Here is a 21010-nt window from a genome sequence, read left to right on the forward strand (position 1 = left end):
TGACATGACCCCAGGCTGGATTACCACCACACTGCTGGACAACGACACCCCCGGCGGCTGGGCCGTTGCCCGCAGCCGCGAGGGCTTTTTGCATGACAGCAATGGCCCGCTGTTCCCCCGCGAATGGCTCAAGCGTCAGGACCTCTCGGTGTTTGCCGAACACGGCATCGGCCACCTCGACGGCGAGCCGCTGTACCTGCTGGAGCTGAACGCACCGACCGAAGTGCCGGGTTGCAGCTGGCAGGGCCTGCGCGCCTTCATGCTGCAAGGCGATCACACCTTGTACAAAGTGTTGGGCTACGCCGCGCAAATCGGCACCTGGGCGCGGGAGCACCGGTTTTGCGGCAGTTGTGGCCAGGCCATGGTCCAGGTGCCACGCGAACGCGCGATGTTTTGCCAGGCCTGCGACCTGCGCAGCTACCCTCGGATCTCGCCGAGCATGATTGTGCTGGTGACCCGGGGCGACGAGATCCTGCTGGCGCGTTCGCCGCGTTTTGTCACGGGGGTGTACAGCACGCTGGCGGGGTTTGCCGAGCCGGGTGAGTCGGCCGAAGACTGCTTGATCCGCGAAGTGCGCGAGGAAGTGCAGGTGGAGGTCAAGAACATCCAGTACATGGGCAGCCAATGCTGGCCGTTTCCCCATTCGATGATGCTCGGCTTTCATGCCGAATACGCCGGTGGCGACATCGTGCCCCAGGCCGACGAGATCGAAGACGCGCAGTGGTTCAACATCCACAACCTGCCACCGTTGCCGGCGTCACGTTCGATTGCGCGCTACCTGATCGACCTCTACCTGGCGCGGCGCTTAGGCCACGCTGAACCAGTGCTGCCAGGCTAGGCGTACGGTCAGGCCCAGCACCACGGTGATAAACACCGGGCGAATGAACTTGGCGCCGCCGCTGATCGCGCTGCGTGCGCCAAAGAACGCGCCGCCCATCACGCACACGCCCATGGTCAGGCCGACGATCCAATCCACCGTGCCGTTGAAGATAAACACCGACAGCGCAGCCGCGTTGCTGACGAAGTTCATGCTGCGTGCGACGCCGCTGGCTTTCACCAGGTCGACGGGGTACATCAGCATCGTGCTGACGGTCCAGAACGCGCCCGTGCCGGGGCCGGCCACACCATCGTAGAAGCCCAGGCCGAAGCCCTGGGTGGATTGCCATTTCTTCTTGATCGGTGCGTCGGCATCCAGCGGCGCCTTGGGCGTGCCGCCGAACAGCAAATACAGGCCGCAACCAAAGACGATCACCGGCAGCATCTTGTTCAGGGTTTCGGCGGGCAGGTAGTGGGCAACCACCGCGCCGGTCAACGCGCCGATAAAGGTGCCGACGATGGCGTGCACCCACTGGCGCGGGTGAAACAGCTTGCGGCGATAGAAGGTGAAGCTGGCGGTGGCCGAGCCAAAGGTGGAGCTGAGCTTGTTGGTGCCCAGTACCAGGTGCGGCGGCATGCCGGCGGTGAGCAGGGCAGGCGTGGTGAGCAAGCCGCCGCCGCCGGCGATGGCGTCGATAAAACCGGCGACAAAGGCCACGGCGGCGAGAATGGCGAGGGTGCTGAGGTCAACGCTGAGTTCGAAGGGCATGGGCAGGGCTTATTGTTGGCAGGGCGCTATGCGGAAGGCCGCCATCTTACTGCCAGATCTACACAGATCCAAATGTGGGAGCTGGCTTGCCTGCGATAGCGGTCTGTAAGCAAAAAATCTGGTGCTGACCCACCGCTATCGCAGGCAAGCCAGCTCCCACATTTAGACCGTGCCCGCTTGAGTCAGCGGCGTGCTTCGATCCACTCCAAAGCCGTGCGCCAGATGCTAATCCCCAGGAAGTACGCCGACATCACCGACCACAACCCAAACGTCCACGGGTTGGTGTTCGGATAATCCACCACCATCAGAAAGCTGCACAGCAACCAGATCGTGGTCACCGCGATGTTGATCGGCATGAAGCGCTTCACGCGGAACGGGTGCAAGAACTTCATCGGCGTCACGGTCAGCAGGGCCAGGCCGATCACGGTGAGCAGGGTGACCCAGGCGTCTGGCTGGATGATGTACACGCACAGCGCCACCACGTTCCACGCAGCGGGGAAGCCGACGAAGTAGTTGTCCTTGCTCTTCATGTTCACGTTGCAGAAGCAGAACAGCGACGACACCAGGATCACCGACACGGTGAACAGGTGGGTAAAGTCCGGCAGGTCGATGTAGCGGTAGATAAACAATGCCGGGATAAACACGTAGGTCAGGTAGTCGATCACCAGGTCCAGCACCGAGCCGTCAAAGCTCGGCAGCACCGTGCTGACGTTGACCCGTCGCGCCAGCGAGCCGTCGACGCCATCGACCACCAGCGCCAGGCCCAGCCACAGCAGGCAGGCCTTGGGCGAGTTTTCCAGCAGCGCCAGGGTGGCCAGGAAGGCCAATACCACACCGGTGGCGGTAAAGCCGTGGGCGCCCCAGGCTTTGAGTCTGGCTACATGCAGGGTCGATATCACGGGCGGTTCTCCAAAAGGTGAAACGGGGCAGCCGACAACGTGACGCCGTCGAGTCTGGCCAGGGAATGCAGGTATCGACCGGGAAGGGGAGGATATGGTTCACCGCCCGGCGTAAGTCTAAGCGTAGCAAGCGCGCGCGGTTTCGGCATCAGCCTTGACGGAACACCAGGGCCTTGAGGCCACTTTGTGCATCAATATCCGGAAATTCCGGCGGGTTTTCCAGACGTTCGACAAAGCGCAGCCCCGGTGCCTCGCGGGTCACGCCGTCGATCAGGAAGTCTTCACCGAAGGCCGGGTCGTTCATGCAGGCCAGCACCGTGCCTCGCGCCGTCAACAAGTCCGGCAGGCGGCGCAGCACGCGCTGGTAGTCCTTGGTCAGCAGGAAACTGCCTTTCTGGAACGATGGCGGGTCGATGATCACCAGGTCATAGGGGCCGCTGTGGGTGACCTTGGCCCAGGACTTGAACAGGTCGTGGCCGAGGAACGTCACCTGGCTCAGGTCGTGGCCGTTCAGGCGATGGTTGTCGCGACCCCGGCTGAGGGCGCCACGGGCCATGTCCAGGTTCACCACATGGTCGGCGCCGCCTTCGATGGCCGCCACGGAGAAACCGCAGGTGTAGGCGAACAGGTTGAGGACGCGCTGGCCCTTGGCTTGTTCACGCACCCAGTTACGCCCGTAGCGCATGTCGAGGAACAGCCCGCTGTTCTGTTTTTTACCCAGATCGATCAGGTAACGCAGGCCGCCTTCGGTGATGGTCAGCTCATCGACGGGGTTGCCCACCAGCCATTCGGTGGTGCTTTGCGGCAGGTAGCGGTGTTGCAGGGCGACGGTGTGGGCGCTCAACTGCGCTTGCAGCAACTGCTTCAGGGCTTCCAACTGTTCAGCTTCCGGCTCCTTGAACAGCGAAACCAGCACCACGCCTTGCAACCAATCCACCGTCAGTTGCTCCAGGCCCGGCCAGCAGCGCCCACGGCCGTGGAACAGGCGCCGGGTTTCGCCGGGCGGGGTCGCCAGGGCGGTGAGCAGGTGGGCGTGCAGGGTGGCAAGGGCGTCTGGGTTCATCGTTTAACGTCGTTCGTTGAGCGGGCGGCATTTTAAACACAATGGCGAGGTTTCGGGGGGCTTGAGCACAACGTGCTGAGGAAAGGCGGATTGCCAGTGAATCATGCTCAAAATTCAGACTTGTCCGCCGGATTACAGGCAAAAAATCCTTTGACGCCGACATAAACTGGAAAAAAAGCCCGGAGGTGCCCATGAACGGTTTTGCGAGCGCGGTGAATCACACAGCCCTGGATCAACAAGAGTTGGACGAGTGGCGCGACGCCCTTGCGTCCCTGGTCGCCAACGCCGGCCCCGCGCGGGCCCGGCAGATCCTCGACTTGCTGGCCCGTGAAGGCAGCGCGCCGCCCATCGACTGGAAACCGCGCCACGGCACGCCCTATATCAATAGCATCAGCGTCGCGCAGCAACCGGCGTTCCCGGGCGACCTCGCCACCGAAGAGCGCCTGGCCTCGCTGGTGCGCTGGAATGCCCTGGCCATGGTGGTGCGGGCCAACCAGGCCTACGGTGAACTCGGCGGGCATATCGCCAGCTACGCCAGTGCGGCGGATTTGTTCGAGGTGGGCTTCAACCACTTTTTCCGCGCGCGCAACGACGGTTTTGGCGGCGACCTGGTGTTCTATCAGCCCCATTCCGCCCCAGGCATCTATGCGCGGGCGTATCTGGAAGGCCGCCTGAATGAACACGACCTGGCCCACTATCGCCAGGAAATCGGCGGCCCCAAGGCCGGCGCGCGCGGGCTGTCGAGCTATCCCCATCCGTGGTTGATGCCTGATTTCTGGCAGTTCCCCACGGGGTCGATGGGAATCGGCCCCATCAGCTCGATTTTCCACGCGCGTTTCATGCGCTACCTGCAACACCGCAACCTGCTCGACACCACCGACCGCCACGTCTGGGGCGTGTTTGGCGACGGGGAAATGGACGAGCCGGAAAGCATGTCCGCCCTGACCCTGGCAGCCCGCGAAGGCCTGGACAACCTGACCTGGGTGGTCAACTGCAACCTGCAGCGCCTCGACGGCCCGGTGCGGGGCAATGGGCGGATCATCGACGAGCTGGAAGCGCTGTTCGCCGGTGCCGGCTGGAACGTGATCAAGCTGGTCTGGGGCTCGGACTGGGACGCCTTGCTGGCCAAAGACGCGGATGGCTCGCTGGTGAACACCCTGTCGCAAACGGTTGACGGCCAGTTCCAGACCTTCGCCGCCAAGGACGGCGCCTACAACCGTGAGCACTTTTTCGGCCAGAGTGACTCCCTGGCCAGACTCGTGGCGGGCATGAGCGACGAACAGATCGACCGCCTCAAGCGCGGCGGCCACGACATGGTCAAGATCCACGCGGCCTACCATGCGGCGCGGCGGGGTCAAGGGCAAGCCCACGGTGATCCTCGCCCAGACCAAGAAGGGTTTCGGCATGGGCGAGGCGGGGCAGGGCAAGATGACCACGCACCAGCAGAAGAAGCTTGATCGCGAGGCGTTGATCGCCTTTCGCAATCGCTTCCAACTGCCGCTGAGCGATGAGCAGACCGAGTCCCTGAGCTTCTTCAAACCGGCCGATGACAGCCTTGAAATGCGCTACCTGCACCAGCGCCGCCACGCACTCGGCGGCTATGTCCCCAGTCGCAGCCAGCACGCCGCAACGGTCAACGTGCCGCCCGTGGCAGGCTACGGCGGTTTTGCCACGGCGGCCGACGGCAAGGAAATGTCCACCACCATGGCCTTTGTGCGCATGCTCACCCATCTGCTCAAGGACCCGGCCTTGGGGTCCGCGCATCGTGCCCATCGTCGCCGACGAGGCGCGTACCTTTGGCATGGCCAATCTGTTCAAGCAGATTGGTATCTATTCCAGCGTCGGCCAGCGCTACGAGCCGGAAGACATCGGCTCGATCCTCAGCTACCGCGAAGCCACCGACGGGCAGATCCTCGAAGAAGGCATCAGCGAACCCAGCGCCATCAGCTCCTGGGTCGCAGCGGCCACCAGCTACTCGGTGCATGGCCTGCGCATGCTGCCGTTCTACATCTATTACTCGATGTTCGGCTTTCAGCGCGTGGGCGACCTGATCTGGGCCGCCGCCGACCAGCGCGCCCGTGGCTTCCTGCTCGGCGCGACGGCGGGGCGCACCACCCTGGGTGGCGAAGGCTTGCAGCATCAGGACGGCAGCAGCCATCTCATGGCCGCCACCGTGCCCAACTGCCGCGCCTACGATCCGGCGTTCGCCGGGGAGTTCGCGGTGATCCTCGACCATGGCATGCGCCAGATGCTGGAACACGAGGTGGACGAGTTCTACTACGTGACCCTGATGAACGAAAACTACCCGCAGCCGAGTCTGCCAGAGGGCGTGGAAGCGGGGATTATCAAGGGCATGTACCGCCTGGAGGGCGCGCCCGATGTCCAGGTGCGCCTGCTGGGTTCCGGCACGCTGGTACGCGAGGTGCAAGCGGCGGCACGGTTGCTGGCGGACGATTGGCAGGTGACCAGCGCAGTGTTCAGCGTCACCAGCTACAGCGAACTGGCCCGGGACGCGCGGGAGGTGGAGCGGTGGAATCGCCTGCATCCGCAAGAGGCTGCACGCCTCAGCCATTTGACTGCATGCCTGCCCAAGGGCGCGCCGGTAGTTGCTGTGTCGGACTATGTGCGGGCGGTGCCGCAGATGGTGGGTTCGTACATCGGTTCCAGCTATACCGTGTTGGGTACCGACGGGTTCGGCCGCAGTGATACCCGCGCTGCGTTGCGCGACTTCTTTGAGGTGGATCGGTATCACATCGTACTGGCGGCGCTGACGGCGTTGGATACGCGGATGGGTCAGCAGGCGATTGAGAAGTACGGCTTGCAGACAGAGCGTGATCCGTCCTGGATCTCCTGAACAAACGAGATCAACTGTGGGAGCTGGCTTGCCTGCGATGGCGGTGTACCAGTCGATAAATGTGCTGACTGACACTCTGTCATCGCAGGCAAGCCAGCTCCCACAGGGGTTTTGTGCTGTGGCTTAGAAGGTGGCGATCATGGCCGGCCCAAACGCTTCCTTGAGGAAGCCTGGGGCGATATAGCGCTCGTAGTGCGCTTCGGACAACAGGAAAAACTCGCGGTCGATGGCATCCCGCAAGTCAGCCAGCTGCCGCTCACGAAACTCCGGCAGCAACGCCAACCCATACGCATCCAGCCTGGAAATCACCCGCGCCCCCCGGGCGATCAACTGGTACGCCCAGCAATACGGCGACTGGTGCGGCATAAAGCGGATCTTGCGGTTCTCCAGTTGCTGGCGCAGCAGGTGCGGATCAAACACCTCCAGCTTGCTGGCCATCACCTGCACCAGCAATTGCTCCAGGCGCAGCCACACCGCCTGTTTTTCCTCGGCGTTGTAGCCGTTCCACTGGATCACTTCGTGGTGATAACGCTTGCAGCCCCGGCAGACCAGGTCACCGTAGACGGTGGAGCACAGGCCGATGCAGGGGGTCTTGATGGTCTGGTTGGGCATAAGTGGCTTGCTTGCAAAATCTGGAGAACACCGAAAACCAATGTGGGAGCGGGCTTGCCCGCGATAGCAGTCTGTCAGTCACCGCATCTTGATGCTGACCCACCGCCATCGCGGGCAAGCCCGCTCCTACATGTTTAATCCCAGCTCAGCGCGCCGCCAGTCTGGTACTCGATCACACGGGTCTCAAAGAAGTTCTTCTCTTTCTTCAAGTCCATGATCTCGCTCATCCACGGGAACGGGTTGGTCGTCCCTGGGTATTCTTCCTTCAAGCCAATCTGCGACAGGCGACGGTTGGCGATGAACTTGAGGTAGTCCTCCATCATCGCGGCGTTCATGCCCAGTACGCCGCGCGGCATGGTGTCGCGGGCGTATTCGATTTCCAGCTGGGTCCCTTGCAGGATCATCTGGGTCGCTTCTTCCTTCATCTCGGCATCCCACAGGTGTGGGTTTTCGATTTTGATCTGGTTGATCACGTCGATACCGAAGTTCAGGTGCATCGACTCGTCGCGCAGGATGTACTGGAACTGCTCGGCCACGCCGGTCATCTTGTTGCGGCGGCCCATGGACAGGATCTGGGTGAAGCCGCAGTAGAAGAAGATGCCTTCAAGGACGCAGTAGTAGGCGACCAGGTTGCGCAGCAGTTCCTTGTCGGTGTCGACGGTGCCGGTTTCGAACTTCGGATCGGAGATCGAACGGGTGTACTTCAGGCCCCCAGGCGGCTTTTTTCGCCACCGATGGAATCTCGTGGTACATGTTGAAGATCTCGCCTTCATCCATGGCCAGGGATTCGATGCAGTACTGGTAGGCGTGGGTGTGGATGGCCTCTTCGAAGGCCTGGCGCAGGATGTACTGGCGGCACTCCGGGTTGGTGATCAGGCGGTATACGGCCAGCACCAGGTTGTTCGCGACCAGGGAGTCGGCGGTGGAGAAGAAGCCCAGGTTGCGCATGACGATGCGACGCTCGTCGTCGGTCAGGCCTTCGGGGTTTTTCCACAGGGCGATGTCGGCGGTCATGTTGACCTCTTGCGGCATCCAGTGGTTGGCGCAGCCGTCGAGGTACTTCTGCCAGGCCCCAGTCGTACTTGAACGGCACGAGTTGGTTGAGGTCGGCGCGGCAGTTGATCATGCGCTTTTCGTCAACGGCGACACGGGCGGAGGCGCCTTCGAGTTCGGCGAGGCCTTCGGCGATGTCGAGTTTGTCGAGGGCAGCCTTGGCGCGGATGATCGCGGCGGAGTCGTTGGCGGTCACGTTACGGGCTTCCAGCGCGGCGGCAGCGCCGGCACCGTCGAGACGGTCCATGTTGGCTTCGCTGGCGTGGCCGGCGTTGGCGCCCTTGATCACCGCTGCACCGGTGTCTTCGTTGTCGACTTCATCCCAACTCAGCATTGAAATACTCCTTCCTGGTCTGTTCTGACGGCGTGTGAACCCGTCCAAAAATATGCGGTTTGCAGGCTACTAGGCATTGAAATACTGCGCAGAGTGTGGTCGGTAAATACCGATGCTGCACACTATGTAGTGGTCTGTTTTGTTTGTGGGCACACTATATGGTGTGTAACAAGACTGGTCAACGCACAAGATGTGCGGTCTTGGGTCGCTGCCAGTCTTCAGTCACGTCAGGACCAGGGCTTAGAAATCCGCGATAAATTGCACCCCACCCACCACCGCGCCACGGGTTTGCGTCAGCCCACCGGGGTACTTCACGTATTGCAGGTTGGGCCGCACCATCAGCCATGTTGTTGCCTGCACGCCGTAGTTGATCTCGTAACTGTATTCGCGGCGTTGCTCTGGGACATAGAGCGGGTCGTCAATGGACGTCACGCCATTCGCCGCATTGAGCATTTGCGTGTTGCGCGTGTAACGGTCGCTGACCTGCAGCTTCGATGCGCCCACGCCGAAGGTGTCATCGGGACGTGAATCGAACGGGCCTCGGTAAATCAAACCGACCTGGATCAGGTTCTTGATCACGCTTTTGTCCGGGTCATTCACCGTGAGGTTGGCGAACACGTTGAGCCCGCGCTTGTTGTTGCCGTCTACCGTGGTCAATTGCTGCTGGCCGGACAGCCACCAGCCACTGTTGCTGGAGTACATCCGGTAAGGTTTTTGCGAGCTGGCGGCGTAGTTGCCGTCGGCGTCCTTGAGCATGTCCTTGGTGTCGGCGTTGGCGTAGTAATAGCCGGCGTGGTACTCCGAATTCAGCCCATCAATGTGCCCTTTCCAGATCGCTTCGATGGGGAAACTGGTGCCTTGGGAACCGCTGATAAACGGTTTGAAGCCGTTACTGGCTTCGGCGTTGCCCGGGTTCTTGTCATACGCGCCGACCTGCAGGGCGAATGCGTCCGTGAACTGGTACTTGGCGCGCACCGCCCACTGGCTGATGGGGAAGCTGTTCCACACGCCATTCCAGTTGCCTTCCTGGGAACCGCACAGGGTCACGTTCTGGAATTCGCAGGGGAACTGGTCGAAGTCTTCGCCGTGGCCGAAACGCCCGAGTTTCAGGGCGAATTTCCTGTCGAAGAACTTCTGCTCATACCAGAACTGCGACAACCGCCAGGCGTTGCCGCCGCCGAACACTTCCATGGTCGAGGTCAGCCCGGTGGCGTTGGGGTGGTGGACGCGGTCGTTGGTGATGTCCTTGCCATGGCGCTCGCCGATGCCGATGCGCAAGGTCGCGTCCTGCCAGCCGAGGAGTTTTTGCAGGTCCATGTCCACGCCGAGGATCAGTTGATCGCTCCAGCGTGCCGTGGTGTGGGAGTCGTAGCCGCCACCGAGGTTGGAACCGACTTCGCCGACGTATTTGAGGGTGAAGTCGTAGCCCTGTTCGGCCAGTTGCGGGCGCAGGCCGTTCCAGTCGCCGAGCATGGCGGGGGCGCTGTAGGCGCAGGTGGAGAGGGCGCTACAGAGCAGGGCCAGGGGGTAGGTGGTGCGCATGGGAAAGCTCCTTGGATTGTTGTTTTTATGGAATTTCAGGCACAGAGATCCCCTGTGGGAGCGGGCTTGCCCGCGATGGCAGTGTGTCAGTCAGCACATTCATGTCTGACCCACTGCTATCGCGGGCAAGCCCGCTCCCACATTGGAACTGTGTTGGGGGAGCGAGCGGGGTGTTATTGGAGGTTTACGTAGAGGCCGCCATCGACCAGCAAGGACGCACCGGTCACATAACGCGCCATGTCCGAGGCCAGGAACACAATCGGCCCCGCCACATCGTCCGGTTCACCGAGGCGGCCCAGCGGTGTCCGCGAGGTCATATAGGCGAGCTTCTCCGCATCCGCCAGATCCTCTTTGTTGATATCCGTGGCAATCGTCCCCGGCAGCACCGAGTTGCAACGAATCCCGTACGGCCCCAGGGCAATCGCGCAGGATTGCATCAGCGAATGCAGGCCGGCCTTGGTTGGCGTGTAGTGGGTTTGCATGCCGCCGCCCACCAGGGCGCTGATGGAGCTGACCGCGATGATTGCGCCGCCCCCGGCCCTGGTTTTTCATCTGGTTGGCCGCCGCCTGCACGGCGAAGTAGGCGCCGTTGAGGTTGGTGTTGACGGTCTTCAGGTAGACCTCGCGGGGCATGTCGAGGAACGAGTGGAACGGGCAGATGCCGGCGTTGTTGACGAACACGTTGACGCTGCCAAAGGCCTTCACCGCGCCGGCCACCAGCTTGTCGCCGGTGTCCGGGTCGGCCGCGTCGCCGCCCACTTCGATGGCTGCGCCGCCAAACGCTTTTATCTCCTCGATCAACGAATACGCCGCTTCACGGCCCTGGCCGCTGCCGCTGTGGCCGATTACGACGCGGGCGCCCTGGCGCGCACATTCACGGGCGGCGGCGCGGCCGATGCCACGGGAGGCACCGGTGATGATCACGGTTTTATCTGCAAGCAACATAACAACACTCCTTCAAAAATAAGCGGCCCTCAGCCGAGGTAATTGCCGTAGCCGACCATGGCGATTGCGCCGAGGATCACCGCGATCCCGGCCACCAGCACGCCTTTGTTGGCGGCACTGGTGCCGTGCCATTCGCGGAAATACAGGCCCCAGCAGTTGGACACGATGATGATGAATGACATGTGCAGCACCCACGAACTGGCGTCGTTCTGCAGGCGGCTTTCGCCCATGCCGTAGAAAAAGAACTGCAAGAACCACAGCGTGCCGGCGACCGCCACCAGCAGGTAGTTGCCCAGCAGCGGGGTGCTGCGGTCGGTGTAGTTGTGGAAGGTGCGGTTGCGCCAGTTCAGCCACAGGCACCAGAGGCCGTTGGTGGTCAGGCCGCCCCACATGATCACCATGAAGGTCACGTTGTTCTGGAACAGGCTGTTGGCGCCATGCTCCACCGCAGCGGCCGCGAGTGGGCGCCCGGCGGAAATGCCGTAGCTGAAACAGGCACTGAGCACGCCGGAGATCACCGCCACCAGCATGCCCTTGCCCAGGGAAAACTCGCTGACACTGGCAAACTTCACCGCCTGGGACACTTCCCGTTCCTTGATCAGCCCGGCCTTGCCGCACACCGCGATGCCGACCAGCGACACCGCCACGCCCCACAGCACCCAATGGCCGCCCTGGGAAGCCAGCATTGAGGTCAGCGTGCCTTCGGTGGCGTCGGTGAACAGGTCGCGGTACAGCGCCGGCATCAGGGCGCCGAGGGCCGAGGTGAGGCCCATGATCAGCGACATGCCGAGGGACAGGCCGAGGTAGCGCATGGTCAGGCCAAACGTCAGCCCGCCGATGCCCCACAACACGCCGAACATATAGGTCCACAGCAAGGTGCTGGTGTCGGCATCACGCAGGATCTGCACCCAGCCCGGCACCGTCAATTGCGCGGCAATCAGCGGCACGATCAGCCAGGACACCAGGCCACCGGTGATCCAATAACTTTCCCAGGCCCAGCCGCGGACCTTCTTGTAGGGGATGTAGAAACTGCCGGAAGCGAAGCCGCCGATAAAGTGCAGAATCACACCGAGGAGAATGATTTCCACGTAGTCGAATCCTTTTTATTGTTGTTGTGGGCTTGATTGGTCAGGGGCGCGTGAGGTGGAACATGGGCTGTAGATCGACGCTGATCGGCGAGGCATCCGCATGGCTGGGCATGATGTCCTGCATGTGGTTCCACCAACGCTGCATCAGCGCGGTGCCGGGCAGTTCATCCAGGCCGTGGGCGTCTTCGTGAGTGAGCACGGCGAACAGCGCGTTGCTCGATTCATCGAGGAAAATCCGGTAATCCACCACGCCGGCGTCCAGCAGGGCCTGGGCCAGTTCGGGCCAGATCTCATCGTGGCGCTTGCGGTATTCATCGGCCTGGCCGGGGTTGAGGTTCATGCGAAAGGCGCGGGTCTGCATCACTGGGCTCCTGCGTCGGGGGTGTAGACCCGGACGGCGTTGTGCACGAAGAATTTGCTTTGCACCGCCGCGGGTTTGTCGGCCATGCAGCCTTTGACCAGGCCCAGGGTGGTGGCGAAATCCGCGAGGTGATCGCTGTTGGGCCAGTCGCTGCCAAAGAAGCAACGGTCTTCACCAAAGGCCTCCCACAGCACGGCCAGGCGGTCGTTGTAGAACGCCGTGTCGCTGATCAAACCCAGGGGGCCGACTTGCGGGATTTCCGCCAGTTTGGCGAACACATTCGGCCGCTCGGCCAGGCGCAGCAGGTCGGCGTGATACGCCGCTTCTTCGCCGGTGGGCACCTGGGCGTTGGGCAGGTGGTCGACGATGATGCGCAGCTCGGGCAAGGCATCGCTCAGGTGCAACAAACCCTTGATCAAACGCGGGTTCGGGTTGGCGCTGTCCAGGCTGCGGCCGGTGGCGGCGAGTTCGCGCAGGCCGTCGATAAAACCGGGGCGGGTCTGGTCCAGCAGCAGGTCGCGGTCCCACAGGTTGCCGTAGCGCAGGCCGAGGAACAGCGGCTCGTCGGCCAGCGCTTCGAGGTCATGGGCGAAGTCCGCGTGCAACGGGTCGAGGTTGCCGACAAAGCCGAGCATGCGCGGGTCGCTGCGCAGGGTGTGCAGCAGCCAGTGGTTGTCGTCGCGCCACGGGCTGGCTTCCACGGCAATCGCACCAACCACGTTGTGCGGCGCGGCCAGCGCCCAGTAATCCGCCGGCAGATGCGCGGCGTACAAGCGGTTGCCCGGCTCGGGCCAGGGGATGCCTTGGGGCCGGCGCGGGTCGAACAGGTGCAGGTGGCTGTCGATGATCGGGCCGCTGTAGGGCGTCAGGGGCATGGGGGGCAGTCCTTATCGCAAGCACATTGGGAAGGGCCCGCACGCTACCGTGAGCGGGCCCGTTTAACCAGATCAGCTCTGCAGGTACACCACGTGGGTATGGGTGTATTCGTACAGGCCATGCTTGCCGTCGGCCCCGCCGATCCCGGATTTGCGCACGCCGGCATGGAAGCCTTGCATGGCTTCGAAGTTCTCGCGGTTGACGTAGGTTTCACCAAAGTCGAGCTCGCGCACCGCGTGCATCGCCTTGCCCAGGTCGCGGGTGTAGATCGACGAAGTCAGGCCGTAGTCGCAGTCGTTGGCCAGGGCGATGGCTTCGTCGAGGTCGTCGACAATCTGGATCGGCAGCACCGGGCCGAAGATCTCTTCGCGCATGATCTCCATGTCGGCGCGGCAGCCGGCCAACACCGTCGGCTGGAAGTGAAAGCCTGCGCCCAGGTCGGCGATCTGCCCGCCCGTGATCAAGCTGGCGCCCTGGCTCAGCGCGGTGCGCACCTTGCGGTTGACGTTGTCCAGGCCCTGGCGGTTGATCAGCGGGCCCATCTCCATATCGGCCTGGGCCAGCGGGTCGCCATAGCGCGTGGCGGCCATCGCCGCGCTGATGCGTTCGATGAACTGGTCGGCGACCTTGCGCTCCACGTACACCCGCTCGGCGCAGTTGCACACCTGGCCGGTGTTGATGATGCGTGAGTCGCGGATGGCTTTGACCGCCAGGTCCAGGTCGGCGTCGGCCAGCACAATGGCCGGCGCCTTGCCACCCAGTTCGAGGTTGAGCTTGGTGATGTTCGGCGCGGCGGCGGCCATGATTCGCGAACCGGTGGCGACGCTGCCGGTAAAGCTGATCATGTCCACGCCCTGGTGCGCGGTGAGGGCGCCGCCGACCTGGCCGTCGCCGCACACCACGTTGAACACGCCGGCGGGCAGGTCGGTTTCGGCGACGAGCCTGGCGAATTCAAAGCAGTTGTTCGGCGTTTCTTCGCTGGGCTTGATCACGATGGTGTTGCCGGTGAGCAGCGCCGGCGCCATTTTGCGGGCGATGAGGAAGAACGGGAAATTCCACGGCAGGATGCCGGCCACCACGCCCAGCGGCTTGCGGAACAGGAAGATGTTTTCGTTCGGGCGGTCGCTGGTGATGATCTCGCCTTCGATGCGTCGCGCCCACTCGGCCATGTAGTCGAGGTAGTCGGCGGTGAAGTTCACCTCGACTTCGGCCAGCCCGCTGACCTTGCCTTGTTCCAGGGTGATGGTGCGCGCCAGGTGCGCCACATTTTCACGCAGCTTGGCGGCGATCCGGCGCAGGTGCCCGGCGCGTTCGATGGCCGGTTTGCGCGCCCAGTCTGTTTGCGCCTGGCGTGCGGCGGCGAGGGCCTGGTCCACATCGGCGGCGTTGGACGCCGGCACCTTGGACAGCAGCGCGCCGGTGGCTGGGTTGAGCACGTCGATGTGGGTTTCGCTCGCGACGAAGCGGCCGTTGATGAAGTTCTGGTACACGGGAACGGATGACATGGGCAGCTCCTTAGTAGGTACGCGACGGGGCTTTGTTTTCGCCCACCCGGGCGATAACGGGCGAGGGTGGCCAGGGCGCTCTGGCGCAGCAGGCTGATGTCGATGGCCACCGCGATAAAGCGGCAACCCCAGGCCTGGTAGCGGCGGGGCGTCGTCTTCATTGGGCGCGAGGATGCCGCAGACTTTGCCAGCGGCGAGGGTGGCGTCCACCGCGTGCTTGATCCGCTCCTGCACCTCAGGATGGCCGGGGTTGCCGGCGTGGCCGAGGCCGATGGACAGGTCGGCCGGGCCGATGAATACCGCGTGCACGCCTTCGACGGCGGCAATCGCGGCGACGTTTTCCACCCCCAGGCGCGACTCCACTTGCACGATCAGGCACAGCTCTTCATGGGCGGTGGTGAGGTAGTTGTCGACGCCGTCCCAGCGGGTGGCGCGGGTCAGGCCGCCGCCGACGCCACGGATGCCGTGGGGCGGGTAACGCATGGCACGCACCAGGGCCTGGGCCTGTTCGGCGGTTTCGACCATGGGGATCATCAGCGTCTGCGCGCCAACATCGAGCAGTTGCTTGATCAGGTTGGCGTCGCCATTCACTGCGCGTACTACAGGCGCGGTGGCGTAGGGTGCCACGGTCTGCAATTGGTTGAGCACGCTGGGCACGGTGTTCGGCGCGTGCTCGCCGTCGATCAGCATCCAGTCGTAACCGAGGCTGGCGACGATTTCGGCGGCGTAGCCGGTGGCGAAACCGGCCCAGATGCCGTATTGCGTGGCGTCGTTGGCCAAGGCGGCCTTGAAGCCGTTGCGGGGCATGTGCATGGCAGGTTTCCTCAGCGGTTGTAGGGACGGTGCAGTTGGCAATCCGGGTTCAGGTCAACGCCGAAGCCGGGTTTGTCCAGCGCCGACAGACGCATGCGGCCATTCACCGGCACCGGCTCGCCGAGCAGCTGCGGGTGGAACATCGGCACCACTTCATCGGCCTTCGGCGCCATCATCAGGAACTCGGCGAACGGGCTGTTATGGCGGGTGGCGACGAAGTGGTAGCTGTACACCGAGGAACCGTGGGGCACGACCATGGCGTTGTGCGCATCGGCGAGGGCGGAGATTTTCACCAGTTCGGTGAGGCCGCCGCACCAGCCGACATCCGGCTGGATAATGTCGCAGCAGCCCATTTCCAGGAGCATGCGGAAACCCCAGCGCGTGGCTTCGTGTTCGCCGGTGGTCACCAGCATGCCCTTGGGCACGTTGTTGCGCAGGGCGGCGTAGCCCCAGTAATCGTCCGGCGACAGCGCTTCTTCGATCCACTTGAGGCCGTGCTCATGGGCGCCGATCGCCAGTTTGGTCGCGTAGTTCAGGTCCAGGCTCATCCAGCAATCGAGCATCAGCCAGAAGTCCGGGCCGACCCGCTCGCGCATGGTCGCCAGTTCTTCGAGGTTTTTGCGCAGGCCTGCTTCGCCTTCGCTGGGGCCGTGGTGCAGGGGCATCTTGCCGCCAATAAAGCCCATCTTTTGCGCCAGGTCGGGGCGTGCGCCGGTGGCGTAGAACTGCAATTCATCACGCACTGCGCCGCCGAGCAGCTGGTGCACCGGTTCCTGGCGCAGTTTGCCGAGCAGGTCCCACAGCGCCAGGTCGACGCCGGAGATCGTGTTGATCACCAGGCCCTTGCGCCCGTAGTAGAGGGTGGACTGGTACATCTGGTCCCAGATCTTTTCGATGTCGGTGACGCGGGCGCCTTCGATGAAACGCGCCAGGTGTTTCTCGACGATATAGGCAGCCGGTTCGCCGCCGGTGGTCACGGCAAAACCGACGGTGCCGTCGCTGGCTTCGATCTCCACCACCAGGGTGCCGAGCACGTTGATGCCGAAGCTGCGGCGGCTCTGGCGGTACTCCGGGTATTTGCTCATCGGCGTGGAGATATGGTCGTCGATCCAGTGGCCGTCGCCCTGGTCGTGGTAATCGGCGCCGCCGCCGCGCAGTACAAAGGCGCGCACGTGTTTGATAGTGAGGTTGCCCATGGTGTGACTCCTGGAGTTAAACAGTGGCCGGCGTGTTCGACGCTTTAGGGCCGGGTGAATGGATGCCCAGTACCAGCAACGCAGCCAGTACCGTGGTGGCGGACAGCAGGTACAGACCGGCCGCCGGGGAATGGAAGGCGCCTTCGGCCCAGTGCTTGAGCACCGGCGCGATAAAGCCGCCGAGGGCGCCGAAGGAATTGATCAGCGCAATGCCGGCTGCGGCGGCGCTGCCGGCCAGGTAGCTCGATGGAAAGGTCCAGAACACCGGCTGCACCGCGATAAAACCGGAGGCGGCAAAACACAGGGCGAGCATGCCCAGCAGCGGGCTGGCAAAGGTCACCGAACAGGCGATGCCAGCGGCGGCCATCAGCAGGGTCAGGCAGGCGGTTTGCCGACGCAGGCCGGTGCGGTCGGAATAGGCCGGAATCCACCAGGCCGCAAACAGCGCGCACACCCACGGAATCGCCGAGACCAGCCCGACCATCAGGCCGACCTTGGTGCCGAGCAGGCCACCGACCTGGGTCGGCAGGTAAAACACCACGCCGTACACACTGGCCTGGATCAGCAGGTACACCAGGCACAGGTACAGCACCGAGGGTTGGCACAGCACGTTGAGCAGGCTGCGGCCGTGGGAGGTTTTGTGTTGGTCTTCGCTGTCGAGCAGGGCCTGGATTTGCTGGCGCTCATCCACGCTGAGCCACTTGGCGTCGGCGGGGCGGTTGTCCAGGTAGAAGTAGGCCCAGATGCCCACCACCGAGGCCATCAGGCCTTCGACGGCGAACAGCCACTGCCAGCCGTGGAGGCCGGCCCAGCCGTCCATTTCCAGGAGCAGGCCGGACAACGGGCTGCCAAAGATGAACGCCAGCGGCGCGCCAAAGTAGAAGAAGCCCATGGCCTTGCCGCGCACGGCCTGGGGGAACCAGTAGGTGAGGTAGAGGATCACGCCGGGGAAGAAGCCGGCTTCGGCCACACCCAGCAGGAAGCGCAGGATGTAGAAACTGGTCTCGTTATGGGCAAACACCATCGCGGCCGAGATCAGGCCCCAGCTGACCATGATCCGGCACATCCACAGGCGGGCGCCGACACGGTGCAGGATCAGGTTGCTCGGCACTTCCAGCAGCGCGTAGCCGACAAAGAACACGCCGGCGCCAAAGGCAAACGCGGCATCGCTCAAGCCGGTGTCGGCCTGGAAGGCTTGCTTGGCAAACCCGACGTTGGCGCGGTCGAGAAACGCCATGATGTACATCAGCAGCAGGAAGGGCAGCAGCCGCCAGGAAATCTTGGCGAGCAGGGGCGCGGGCAGGGTTTTCATAGGGGCAGTCCAGTGTTTTGTTCTTATGGGCCGGACTGTACGGCGGCCGAGCAATGCGCTACAAATCGAATCTCGCTTACAAGTGATAACCTCAGGGTATCGATAAGAAAGGTGAAAATGCGTAGTCCCAGCCTGTTCAACCGTTTGCGCTACAAGCACCTGCATATGCTGGTGGCCCTCAGTTCCAGCCAGAACCTGCACCGGGCGTCCCAGGCCCTGAACATGTCGCAACCGGCGGCCACGCGCATGCTGCGCGAGATCGAGGACATGTTTGGCTGCGACCTGTTCGAGCGTTTGCCACGGGGCATGCGCCCCACGGCCCTGGGCCAGGAACTGATCCGCTTTGCCGAATCGGCCCTGAGCGGCCTCGACCGTTGCGCCGAAGACCTGATGGCGCGCCAGCAGGGCGGTTATGGCTACCTGTCCATCGGCACCATCATGGGCGCCGCGCCGGACCTGGTGATGGACTGCATCGCGCAGATCAAGGCGCTCAACCCGCAACTGCGCATCCGCATCATGGGGGACACCAGCGACCAGGTGATCCAACTCCTGGAACAGGGTCGCATCGACCTGGCCATCACCCGCCGCAACGCTGCCACCGACAGCGAGCACTACAATTTCGAACCCCTGGGCAACGAACGCATGCTGGTGGTGGTGCACGCCGGCCACCCGCTGGCCCAGCGCGAGCACGTGCCGCTGGCGGAGCTGGTGCGCGACTGGCCGTGGATCCTGCAACCGCAAAGCAGCCCGGCGCGGATCGGTTTCGATCAGGCGCTGCAAGACCTGGCGTTGCCGAGCCCGGCGGACATCATTGAATGCAGCTCGGTGTATTCCATGCAGCAGCTGATCCAGCTGACGGACGCGGTGATGGTGCTGTCGGAAAGTGCCCTGCGCGACTATCTGAAAATGGGCCTGGTGGTGGCCCTGCCGGTTGCGCTGGATGTGCGCCTGGCGCCGTTTGGCCTGTTGTTGCGCAAGGGCGAAGGGGTGGGGCGTGAGTTGGCGTTGTTTATCGACTTGCTGCGGCAGAAGGCGGCGTTGTTGTAGGACGCGGAGCGTCCTGGGCGGCATTCCCACGCAAAGCGTGGGAACGATCAGTTGAAAAGATCGTGGTGTGGCGTGGCGATATTAAATAGAATGAATCTCATTTGAGACATGATCGCGCCGCGCAGGTTTGCTTGCCATGAATGATGTTGTCGCCCCCGAACTGACGCTGTCGAGCCTGTACCGCGACCACCGCAGTTGGCTGGAAAGCTGGCTGCGCCGGCGCCTGGGCAATGCCTGGGATGCGGCGGACCTGAGCCAGGATACGTTTCTGCGGGTGCTCGCCAGCGCCCAGCCGATCGCGCAAATGCAGGAGCCACGGGCGTATCTGGTGACGGTGGGCAAGCGCCTGCTGGTCAACTTTCATCAGCGCCGCAGCCTGGAACAGGCCTATCTGAATGCGCTCGCCAGCTTGCCTGAGGCCTGCGTGCCGTCCCCCGAGCAACGCTGGCTGCTGCTGGAAACCCTGCAAGCCCTGGATGAATTGCTCGATGGCTTGCCGGTGTTGGTGCGTCGCGCGTTTTTGTGGAGCCAACTGGAAGGCCTGGGTTATCGCGAGATCGCCGAGCGCCTGGACGTGTCCGAGCGCACCGTGAAACGCTACATGGCGCAAGCCTACGAGCACTGCCTGCTGGTGGAGCTGTGAGCCGCGACGTTGCCCGTGCGGCAGCTCAATGGCTGGCGCTGCTGGAGTCGGGCACCGCCACCGAGGGTGATCACGCTGCGTTGCAACACTGGCGCGACAGCCACCCGCAGCACGAACAGACCTGGCAAAAAGCCCAGACCTTGCGCCAGCGCTTCGGCGGCTTGCCCCAGGCGCTGGCGATGGCCAGCCTCGACCGTCCGCAACCGGGCCGGCGTGCCGTGCTCAAGCGTGCGCTGGGCGTGGCGGCGTTGCTGCCGACCGCGTGGCTGATCAGCCGCCAGTTGCCCATCGAGGCATGGCGTGCCGACGTACATACCGCCACCGGCGAACGCAGACGCCTGCCGCTGGCCGATGGCAGCAGCCTGCAACTCAATACCGCCACGGCGGTGGATGTGGACCTGGCGCAGCGGCGCATCACCTTGGTGGACGGCGAACTGGCGTTGAACGTGCCGGGTAGCGCGGCGCTGACCGTGCACACACGCTACGGCGAGCTCACGCTGAGCCAGGCCGAGGTGTGTGTGCGGCAACTGGCCTCGGGGTGCCGGGTGTCGGTGCTCAAGGGCGCGGTGCAGGTGCGCGATCTCAATGGGCAGTTGGCGACATTGCACGCCGGTCAGCAGGCGCCGTTGAACGCCCGCGGGCTTGGCGCCTGGCTGCCGTTCGATGTGCTGCAACTGGGCTGGCGCGACGGCGTGCTGACTGCACAGGACCAAGGGCTGGGGTATTTCCTGCGGGAGCTGGAACGCTATCGTCCCGGGGTGTTGCGCTGGGAGCCGCGCCTGGAAGCGATGCGGGTGACCGGCAGTTTTCGCCTGGACGACACGGACCGCATCCTCAGCCTGCTGGCATCGACGCTGGGCTTCAAGGTGCAGGCGCGCACGCGGTATTGGGTCACCCTCAGTTGAGTCCTGTGCTGGGGTCACGTGCAATCTCTATATTCCTATTAGGTATAAATAAAGAGTTATATATTCCTTTTAAGTTTTTGCCCGCTGCGGCATCTTGAGGGCCTGCGCATTCGTGCGGATTGACCCAACAGCCAAAAGGAAAGCCGACATGACCATCAAAGCGATCAACGTGCGCAACCAGTTCAAGGGCGTGATCAAGGAAATCCTGCTGGGCGAAGTAGTGTCCGAAATCGACGTGCAAACCGCGTCCGGCATTGTCACTTCGGTGATCACCACGCGCTCGGTACGGGACCTGGAGTTGAAAGTGGGCAGCGAAGTGATTGCCTTTGTGAAGTCCACCGAAGTGTCCATCGCCAAGCTGTAAATGATGGCCCCCG

At 63.3% G+C, this 21010-nt stretch carries 16 protein-coding genes and 4 pseudogenes; 6 read left to right on the forward strand and 14 right to left on the reverse strand.

Going from position 1 to position 21010, the window contains the following annotated elements; genetic code table 11:
* Positions 1–4: 4 nt before the first annotated feature.
* The gene (gene nudC / locus PSH87_RS12680; protein ID WP_305433915.1) at positions 5–838 is read left to right on the forward strand and encodes an NAD(+) diphosphatase; all 834 of its coding nucleotides are present in this window, start codon (positions 5–7) and stop codon (positions 836–838) included.
* Here the strand turns inward: nudC and PSH87_RS12685 are convergent.
* The 3 genes from PSH87_RS12685 to PSH87_RS12695 form a co-directional block, all read right to left on the reverse strand.
* Positions 806–1585: a TSUP family transporter gene (locus PSH87_RS12685; RefSeq protein ID WP_305433916.1), complete on the reverse strand. Its 780-nt coding sequence runs from the start codon at positions 1583–1585 to the stop codon at positions 806–808. The two genes, nudC and PSH87_RS12685, sit on opposite strands and share 33 nt — an antisense overlap.
* Positions 1586–1767: 182 nt before the next feature.
* Positions 1768–2484, reverse strand: a complete 717-nt coding sequence (gene pcsA / locus PSH87_RS12690) for a phosphatidylcholine synthase (RefSeq protein WP_305433918.1) — start codon at positions 2482–2484, stop codon at positions 1768–1770.
* A 148-nt stretch (positions 2485–2632) separates the two neighbouring features.
* Positions 2633–3547 (reverse strand): class I SAM-dependent methyltransferase, encoded by a 915-nt coding sequence (locus tag PSH87_RS12695; protein ID WP_305433919.1) that lies wholly within the window; start codon positions 3545–3547, stop codon positions 2633–2635.
* A gap of 191 nt (positions 3548–3738) precedes the next feature.
* Here PSH87_RS12695 and mdeB point away from each other — a divergent pair.
* Positions 3739–6401, forward strand: a pseudogene (gene mdeB / locus PSH87_RS12700) (alpha-ketoglutarate dehydrogenase).
* Between the two features lie 123 nt (positions 6402–6524).
* On the opposite strand, the gene PSH87_RS12705 reads toward mdeB, so the two are convergent.
* From PSH87_RS12705 to PSH87_RS12755, 11 genes and pseudogenes are all read right to left on the reverse strand, one after another.
* Positions 6525–7013 carry a DUF1289 domain-containing protein gene (locus PSH87_RS12705; RefSeq protein ID WP_305433921.1) on the reverse strand — a complete coding sequence of 163 codons (489 nt, stop codon included), beginning with the start codon at positions 7011–7013 and terminating at the stop codon, positions 6525–6527.
* Positions 7014–7147: 134 nt separating this feature from the next.
* Positions 7148–8400 (reverse strand): annotated as a pseudogene (locus PSH87_RS12710) (ribonucleotide-diphosphate reductase subunit beta).
* 240 nt (positions 8401–8640) lie between these two features.
* On the reverse strand, positions 8641–9942 hold the full coding sequence (locus PSH87_RS12715; protein WP_017739421.1) for a carbohydrate porin: 1302 nt from the start codon (positions 9940–9942) through the stop codon (positions 8641–8643).
* Between the two features lie 173 nt (positions 9943–10115).
* Positions 10116–10887, reverse strand: a pseudogene (locus PSH87_RS12720) (SDR family NAD(P)-dependent oxidoreductase).
* Between the two features lie 29 nt (positions 10888–10916).
* On the reverse strand, positions 10917–11975 hold the full coding sequence (gene rhaT, locus PSH87_RS12725; protein WP_017739419.1) for an L-rhamnose/proton symporter RhaT: 1059 nt from the start codon (positions 11973–11975) through the stop codon (positions 10917–10919).
* Positions 11976–12015: 40 nt separating this feature from the next.
* Positions 12016–12336: an L-rhamnose mutarotase gene (rhaM, locus tag PSH87_RS12730; protein WP_017739418.1), complete on the reverse strand. Its 321-nt coding sequence runs from the start codon at positions 12334–12336 to the stop codon at positions 12016–12018.
* Entirely contained in the window at positions 12336–13211 is an 876-nt protein-coding gene (locus tag PSH87_RS12735) for an amidohydrolase (protein WP_305433924.1), read from the reverse strand. Before PSH87_RS12735 ends, rhaM begins: the two co-directional genes overlap by 1 nt.
* 72 nt (positions 13212–13283) lie before the next feature.
* Positions 13284–14717: an aldehyde dehydrogenase gene (gene aldA / locus PSH87_RS12740; RefSeq protein WP_305433926.1), complete on the reverse strand. Its 1434-nt coding sequence runs from the start codon at positions 14715–14717 to the stop codon at positions 13284–13286.
* Positions 14718–14727: 10 nt separating this feature from the next.
* Positions 14728–15530 (reverse strand): annotated as a pseudogene (locus PSH87_RS12745) (HpcH/HpaI aldolase/citrate lyase family protein).
* A gap of 11 nt (positions 15531–15541) precedes the next feature.
* Positions 15542–16726 carry an L-rhamnonate dehydratase gene (gene rhmD, locus PSH87_RS12750; protein ID WP_305433928.1) on the reverse strand — a complete coding sequence of 395 codons (1185 nt, stop codon included), beginning with the start codon at positions 16724–16726 and terminating at the stop codon, positions 15542–15544.
* A 16-nt stretch (positions 16727–16742) separates the two neighbouring features.
* Positions 16743–18038, reverse strand: coding sequence for an MFS transporter (locus PSH87_RS12755; RefSeq protein ID WP_305433930.1), 1296 nt, complete (start codon positions 18036–18038; stop codon positions 16743–16745).
* Positions 18039–18155: 117 nt separating this feature from the next.
* On the opposite strand from PSH87_RS12755, the gene PSH87_RS12760 reads away from it, so the two are divergent.
* The 4 genes from PSH87_RS12760 to PSH87_RS12775 all read left to right on the forward strand — a co-directional run bounded on the left by PSH87_RS12760 (position 18156) and on the right by PSH87_RS12775 (position 20997).
* Positions 18156–19085 (forward strand): LysR family transcriptional regulator, encoded by a 930-nt coding sequence (locus PSH87_RS12760; RefSeq protein ID WP_305433932.1) that lies wholly within the window; start codon positions 18156–18158, stop codon positions 19083–19085.
* Between the two features lie 136 nt (positions 19086–19221).
* Positions 19222–19728: a sigma-70 family RNA polymerase sigma factor gene (locus PSH87_RS12765; protein WP_026137138.1), complete on the forward strand. Its 507-nt coding sequence runs from the start codon at positions 19222–19224 to the stop codon at positions 19726–19728.
* Positions 19725–20633: a FecR domain-containing protein gene (locus PSH87_RS12770; RefSeq protein ID WP_305433935.1), complete on the forward strand. Its 909-nt coding sequence runs from the start codon at positions 19725–19727 to the stop codon at positions 20631–20633. The genes PSH87_RS12765 and PSH87_RS12770 overlap by 4 nt, the downstream gene beginning before the upstream one ends.
* A 148-nt stretch (positions 20634–20781) precedes the next feature.
* Positions 20782–20997 (forward strand): molybdopterin-binding protein, encoded by a 216-nt coding sequence (locus tag PSH87_RS12775; protein WP_003173733.1) that lies wholly within the window; start codon positions 20782–20784, stop codon positions 20995–20997.
* Positions 20998–21010: the final 13 nt, after the last annotated feature.

The sequence above is a fragment of the Pseudomonas sp. FP453 genome (assembly GCF_030687495.1).
Taxonomy (GTDB): Bacteria; Pseudomonadota; Gammaproteobacteria; order Pseudomonadales; family Pseudomonadaceae; genus Aquipseudomonas.